Source organism: Paracoccus benzoatiresistens (assembly GCF_026913015.1).
Taxonomy (GTDB): Bacteria; Pseudomonadota; Alphaproteobacteria; order Rhodobacterales; family Rhodobacteraceae; genus Paracoccus; species Paracoccus benzoatiresistens.
In genome coordinates, this window is record NZ_JAPTYD010000019.1 from 60,750 (window position 1) to 67,173 (window position 6,424).

Below are 6,424 nucleotides of genomic sequence, written 5' to 3' on the forward strand. Positions count from 1 at the left end.
CATGACCATTGCACAGAAAGCCTCCAACATGTCCGCTGACACCCGCACCTACCGCATCGCCGCCATTCCTGCAGACGGGATCGGCCCGGAAGTGATCGCCGCAGGCCTGCAGGCTCTGGAAGCCCTGGCAAAGCGTGACGGCAAGTTCGCCTTCGATGTCACCCATTTCGACTGGGGCTCGGACCGCTACAAGAAGACCGGCGCGCTGATGCCAGAGGACGGACCCGAGCAACTGAAGGCTTTTGATGCCATCTTCTTCGGCGCCGTGGGTGCTCCTGACGTGCCCGATCATATCACCCTGTGGGGTCTGCGCCTGCCGATCTGCCAGGGCTTCGACCAGTATGCCAATGTTCGGCCCACGAAGATCCTGCCGGGCATCCAGTCACCGCTGGCCGATGTCGGACCCGGCGACCTGGACTGGGTGATCGTGCGCGAGAACTCGGAGGGCGAATATTCCGGTCATGGCGGTCGCGCCCACAAGGGCTTCCCGGAAGAGGTTGGCACCGAGGTGGCCATCTTCACCCGCGTCGGCGTCACCCGGATCATGCGCTATGCCTTCACGCTGGCGCAGTCGCGGCCACGTAAGCTGCTGACGGTCGTGACCAAGTCCAATGCGCAGCGCCATGGCATGGTGATGTGGGACGAGATTGCAGCCGAGGTGTCGAAAGATTTTCCGGACGTCACCTGGGACAAGATGCTGGTCGATGCCATGACCGTGCGCATGGTCAAGAACCCGCAGAGCCTTGACACAATCGTTGCCACCAACCTGCACGCCGACATCCTGTCGGACCTGGCAGGCGCATTGGCAGGCTCCCTAGGCGTCGCGCCCACTGGCAACATCGACCCCGAGCGCCGCTTCCCCTCGATGTTCGAGCCGATCCATGGGTCTGCCTTCGACATCACCGGAAAGGGCATCGCCAACCCGGTCGCGACCTTCTGGACCGCCGCGCAAATGCTGGAGCACCTTGGCGAGGCTGACGCCGCCAAGCGCCTGATGACCGCGGTCGAGCAGGTCTGCGCCGATGGCGTTATGACCCCGGATGTGGGTGGCACGGCCAATACCCAGCAAGTCACGGACGCGGTCTGCAACGCGATCCGCGGCGCCAACATCTGAGGCTGGCGATGGCGCACGACCCCCAAGAGCTGCTCAAGCGCCTGTTCGGCGCTGCGGTGGACAGCGCCGATCCGGCGAAGACGGTCGCGCGCCATCTCCCTGAACGTCCCCGTGGCCGGGTCGTCGTGGTGGGGGCGGGCAAGTCCGCCGCCGCCATGGCCCGCGCGGTCGAGGCGGAATGGTCTGATGTGACCGGCGTGGTTGTCACCCGCTACGGCCACGCGGTTCCAACGCGGAATATTGAGGTCATCGAGGCCTCCCATCCTGTCCCCGACCAGGCGGGGGCAGATGCCGCGCAACGGATCCTTGCGGCGGTGCGGGGGCTTGGTCCCGACGATCTGGTGTTGGCGCTGATCTCGGGTGGCGGCTCGGCGCTGATGACGGCGCCGGCACCGGGCCTCACGCTGGCAGACAAGATGCAGGTCAACAAGCTGCTCCTGGCCTCCGGGGCGCCGATCTCGATGATGAACCGGGTGCGGCGCAGGTTGTCCGCCATCAAGGGCGGGCGACTGGCCTTGGCGGCAGCACCGGCGAAACTGGTGACACTGGCGATTTCCGATGTGCCCGGCGACGACCCCTTGGCCATTGCTTCGGGACCGACGGTCCATGACCCCGAGGCCGACGCAGATCTGTCCGATGTGGCTCAAATGCTTGGTCCTGATTTGCCTGAGGCCGCACGGCGCTTGTTGCTGGAAGCGCCCGAGCCCTTGCCAGCGTTTGAGGCAGACTATCGCATGATCTCCACGCCGCTTTTGGCGCTCCAAGCGGCTGCGGAGATTGCAAAGGCGGCGGGTGTGACGCCCCTGATCCTGGGCGATGCCATCGAGGGTGAGGCCGCTGCCGCCGGTCAGGTCATGGCGGGCATCGCCCGCAGCGCCGCCCTGCACGGCCTTCCGGTCACAGGTCCGGCGGTGCTGCTGTCCGGAGGCGAGACCACCGTGTCCATCGGCGCGGCCAAGCCGGGCAAGGGTGGACGGAACACCGAGTTCCTGCTTGCGCTCGCGGTCGCTTTGGACGGCCTGCCAGGCATCCATGCTCTGTCAGGTGACACCGACGGCATTGACGGCAGTGAAGATGCGGCGGGGGCGATCATTACTCCTGATACGCTGGCCCGCGCCCGTGCTGCCGGACTTGATCCGCGTGCCGTGCTGGCCGCGCATGACAGCTACAGCCTGTTCGACAGGATCGGCGATCTGGTGAAGACCGGGCCGACCCTGACCAATGTCAACGACTTCAGGGCGGTTCTTATCCCATGAACATCCAGACCCCTTCTGCGCTGCGCCCGCGCCGCGCCAAGATCCTTGCGACCGTTGGTCCGGCAAGCCGCAGCCCCGAGATGCTGCGCCGCCTGTTTCTCGCCGGTGCCGACACCTTTCGGCTGAACTTCAGCCATGGCAGCCACGACGATCACCGGCAGGCCTTTGACGCGATCCGCGCCTTGGAGGCCGAGTTCGGTCAACCCATCGGCATCCTGCAGGACCTGCAAGGACCGAAGATCCGACTGGGGCAACTCCCCGGTGGCCCGCGTGAGGTCCTGGTGGGCGAGACACTGACCCTGACCCTTGGCGCCGGCGAGATCCCCTTACCGCATCCCGAGATCTTCGCGGCCGTTCGCCCCGGCGATCAACTGCTGATCGACGATGGCCGCATCCGGCTGGAGACGGTTGACCATGATGCCGAGACCATCACTGCACGCGTAGTGGCAGGCGGCCGTTTTCTTGACCGCAAGGGAGTGAACCTGCCCGACACGGTGGTTGACCTGCCCGCCCTAACCGAGAAGGACCGCGCGGACCTGCAGTTCGGTCTGTCGCTCGGCGTCGATTGGGTGGCGCTGTCCTTTGTCCAGAGGCCCGAGGATCTGGTCGAGGCTAAAGCTCTGATCCAGGGCCGCGCCGCACTGGTCGCCAAGATCGAGAAGCCTTCGGCCTTGGAAAGCCTGCAGCAGATCGTCTTCGAGGCCGATGCGGTGATGATCGCGCGCGGCGATCTGGGCGTCGAGATCCCGCCCGAGGATGTGCCGGGCCGGCAGAAAGAGATCATCCGCCTCTGCCGCCAGCTCGACCGGCCGGTGATCGTCGCAACCCAGATGCTGGAGTCGATGATCACCACGCCCACCCCCACGCGGGCCGAGGCCTCCGATGTGGCAACAGCGGTCTATGACGGGGCGGACGCGGTGATGCTGTCGGCCGAAACCGCCTCGGGCCAGTTCCCCACTGAGGCCGTGGAGATGATGGACCGCATCATCCGCCGGACCGAGGCGCATCCCTTCTATGCCGCTTCACTGCAGGCGACCGCGCCCAAGGCCGACACGGCAAACCGCGCCATCGCCGAGGCTGCGGTCGATCTGGCGGGTGCCCTTGAAGCCCCAGCCATTGTGGCCTTTTCCTCGACCGGTGCGTCTGGACGGCGGATCGCTTCGCACCGCTCGCCGCGCCCGACGGTGCTGCTGACCGCCGACCCGGCGGTTGCGCGACGCATGGCCCTAGTTTGGGGTATCCGTTCGCTGGTCGATGATGAGGTGAGCGACCACGACACGGTTCCGATCATGGCCGAGGAAGCGGTCCTGCGCCTTGGCCTCGGCGACGACCGGCACAGCATTGTTGTCGTCTGCGGCTTTCCCTTCGGCGTGCCAGGCACCACCAACAGCATCCGCGTCACACCCCTAGGGCAAGGAAAGCCATGACCGCCATCATCGACATCTTCGCGCGAGAGATCCTGGACAGCCGCGGCAACCCGACCGTCGAGGTCGACGTGACGCTGGAAGACGGCACGATGGGCCGGGCGGCCGTGCCCTCGGGCGCATCCACGGGCGCCCATGAGGCGGTCGAGAAGCGCGACGGCGACAAGGCCCGCTATATGGGCAAGGGCGTGCTGGAGGCAGTGGCCGCCGTGAACGGCGAGATCGCCGAGAACCTGATCGGCGAGGACGCGACCGAACAGCGCGCCATCGACGCGATGATGTGCGAACTGGACGGCACGCCGAACAAGGGCCGCCTGGGCGCGAACGCGATCCTGGGCGTGTCGCTTGCGGTGGCCAAGGCCGCGGCGGATACGACGAACCAGCCGCTGTATCGTTATGTCGGCGGCACGGGTGCGCGGATCCTTCCGGTGCCTATGATGAACATCATCAATGGCGGCGAACATGCCGACAACCCCATCGACATCCAGGAATTCATGATCATGCCGGTCAGCGCGGACAACATCCGCGACGCCGTCCGCATGGGATCCGAAGTGTTCCACACGCTGAAGAAGGAACTGTCGGCGGCAGGCCTTTCGACCGGGATCGGCGACGAGGGCGGCTTTGCGCCGAACCTGTCCTCGGCCCGCGACGCGCTGGATTTCATCCTGCGCGCGGTGGAAAAGGCCGGCTACAAGCCCGGCGACGACATCATGCTGGCGCTGGATTGCGCATCGACCGAATACTTCAGGAACGGCAAGTATGAAATGGCGGGCGAGGGCAAGTCCCTGACCTCGGCCGAGAACGTGGATTATCTGGCCGCGCTGTGCGCCGACTATCCGATCCGGTCGATCGAGGATGGTTGCGCCGAGGACGACTGGGAAGGCTGGAAGCTGCTGACCGACCGTCTGGGGGCATCGGTCCAGCTTGTGGGCGACGACCTGTTCGTGACCAACCCCGCGCGGCTGGCCGAAGGCATCGCCAAGGGCTGCGGCAACAGCCTGCTGGTCAAGGTCAACCAGATCGGCACGCTGTCGGAAACGCTGGACGCCGTGCGCATGGCCGACCGCAACGGCTATGCCAGCGTGATGTCCCACCGGTCGGGCGAGACCGAGGACGCGACCATCGCCGATCTGGCGGTCGCCACCAACTGCGGCCAGATCAAGACCGGCAGCTTGGCCCGGTCCGACCGGCTTGCAAAATACAACCAGCTGATCCGCATCGAGGAGATGCTGGACGCCACCGCAGAATATGAAGGGAGAGCCATCCTGCGCTGAGAGCGGCAAGACACCATTCCACATCAACAGGGAGGAAAGATTGATGAGGACGTTCAAGGTTACAACGAAAGTGGTTTTGGGCATCCTGCCCTTTATGGCCGGTGCGGCTATGGCGCAGGATTATCCAAGCCAAAACATCACCATTGTCGTGCCCGCGGCGGCCGGTGGGCCGAGCGACACGGTTGCCCGGCTCATTGCGGACAAGATGAGCGCCGAGTTTGGCCAGCAGGTGCTGATCGAGAACATGGGGGGTGCAGGGGGATCGCTTGGGGCGGCACGCGTCGCCAAGGCCGAGCCCGATGGCTACACACTGCTGCTCTACCATGTGGGCGTGTCGACTTTCGGCGCGCTTTATCCCAACCTCCCCTACGACACCAACACAGCCTTTTCCTCGGTCGGCCTGGTGACGGATGTGCCGATGACGCTGGTCAGCCGCAAGGATCTGGAGGCGGCCGATGTGGCCGGGCTTCTGGACTGGCTCAAGGGAGAGGGCACCGGCGCCACCTTCGGGACAGCGGGTGTTGGCTCGGTGTCTGATCTGTGTGGTCGGCAGTTGAGCGAGGCGACCGGGATTGAGTTTACCGTTGTTCCCTATAAGGGCACCGGCCCGGCCATGACCGATCTTCTGGGCGGACAGATCGACCTGATGTGCGACCAGACGACCAACACGGCCAATCAGATCAAGGCAGGCGAAATCAAGCCTTATGCGGTGACCACGCCTGAGCGGATCGCGCTGCTGCCGGACACGCCGACCCTAGCCGAAAATGGCCTCGAAGGCTTCAACCTCTCGGCATGGCACGCCATCTGGGCACCGGCTGGCACGCCTGACGATGTGCGCAACCGGTTGTCCGAAGCTTTGCAGAAGGCCCTTGCCGATCCTGATGTGATTGACCGTTTCGCGACGCTGGGCACCACCCCCGTTGCGCCCGATCTGGCCACCCCTGCGGCCATGGACGAGCGCTTCACCTCCGAGATCGAACGCTGGTCCAAGCTGCTGGCAGGCGCTCCGGCGAACTGATCCATGCGCCCGCCGCCCATCGAGGCGGCGGGTTTGTTGGCGGCATGCGGCGGGGAGGCACCATGTCCACGAAACCAAAAGACCAAACTGATATTGCTGCAGGCCTGTTCTTCATGGCCTTGGGGGGCTTCTTCGGCTGGCAGGCCCTGCAAATGGAAATCGGCACATCGCTACGGATGGGGCCGGGCTATTTCCCGATCGTGCTGTCGGGCCTGCTGTTCCTGCTGGGCGCGGTGATCCTGTTCAAGGCCTTCGGACGGCCCGATGACGAACCCTTCGGGCGCATCGCCTGGCGCGGCATCCTGTTCATCCTGCCCGCGCCGATCTTCTTCGGCCTG

The 6,424-nt window shown here is 65.3% G+C and carries 6 protein-coding genes; all 6 read left to right on the forward strand.

Going from position 1 to position 6,424, the window contains the following annotated elements; all coding sequences use genetic code 11:
• Position 1: 1 nt before the first annotated feature.
• Entirely contained in the window at positions 2–1,114 is a 1,113-nt protein-coding gene (locus OU682_RS13440) for a tartrate dehydrogenase (protein WP_268942659.1), read from the forward strand.
• Between the two features lie 8 nt (positions 1,115–1,122).
• Positions 1,123–2,370 carry a glycerate kinase type-2 family protein gene (locus tag OU682_RS13445; protein WP_268942660.1) on the forward strand — a complete coding sequence of 416 codons (1,248 nt, stop codon included), beginning with the start codon at positions 1,123–1,125 and terminating at the stop codon, positions 2,368–2,370.
• Positions 2,367–3,797, forward strand: coding sequence for a pyruvate kinase (gene pyk / locus OU682_RS13450; RefSeq protein ID WP_268942661.1), 1,431 nt, complete (start codon positions 2,367–2,369; stop codon positions 3,795–3,797). Before OU682_RS13445 ends, pyk begins: the two co-directional genes overlap by 4 nt.
• The gene (gene eno / locus OU682_RS13455) at positions 3,794–5,068 is read left to right on the forward strand and encodes a phosphopyruvate hydratase (protein ID WP_268942662.1); all 1,275 of its coding nucleotides are present in this window, start codon (positions 3,794–3,796) and stop codon (positions 5,066–5,068) included. Before pyk ends, eno begins: the two co-directional genes overlap by 4 nt.
• Positions 5,069–5,111: 43 nt before the next feature.
• On the forward strand, positions 5,112–6,086 hold the full coding sequence (locus OU682_RS13460; protein WP_268942663.1) for a tripartite tricarboxylate transporter substrate-binding protein: 975 nt from the start codon (positions 5,112–5,114) through the stop codon (positions 6,084–6,086).
• A gap of 62 nt (positions 6,087–6,148) precedes the next feature.
• The coding region (locus OU682_RS13465; RefSeq protein WP_268942664.1) for a tripartite tricarboxylate transporter TctB family protein at positions 6,149–6,424 on the forward strand (276 nt) is incomplete at its 3' end.

Excerpts from the sequence above, each read along its gene's own strand:
- OU682_RS13440 (WP_268942659.1), top strand. The coding sequence starts at position 2 with ATGACCATTGCACAGAAAGCCTCCAACATGTCCGCTGACACCCGCACC.
- OU682_RS13445 (WP_268942660.1), top strand. The coding sequence starts at position 1,123 with ATGGCGCACGACCCCCAAGAGCTGCTCAAGCGCCTGTTCGGCGCTGCG.
- pyk (WP_268942661.1), top strand. The coding sequence starts at position 2,367 with ATGAACATCCAGACCCCTTCTGCGCTGCGCCCGCGCCGCGCCAAGATC.
- eno (WP_268942662.1), top strand. The coding sequence starts at position 3,794 with ATGACCGCCATCATCGACATCTTCGCGCGAGAGATCCTGGACAGCCGC.
- OU682_RS13460 (WP_268942663.1), top strand. The coding sequence starts at position 5,112 with ATGAGGACGTTCAAGGTTACAACGAAAGTGGTTTTGGGCATCCTGCCC.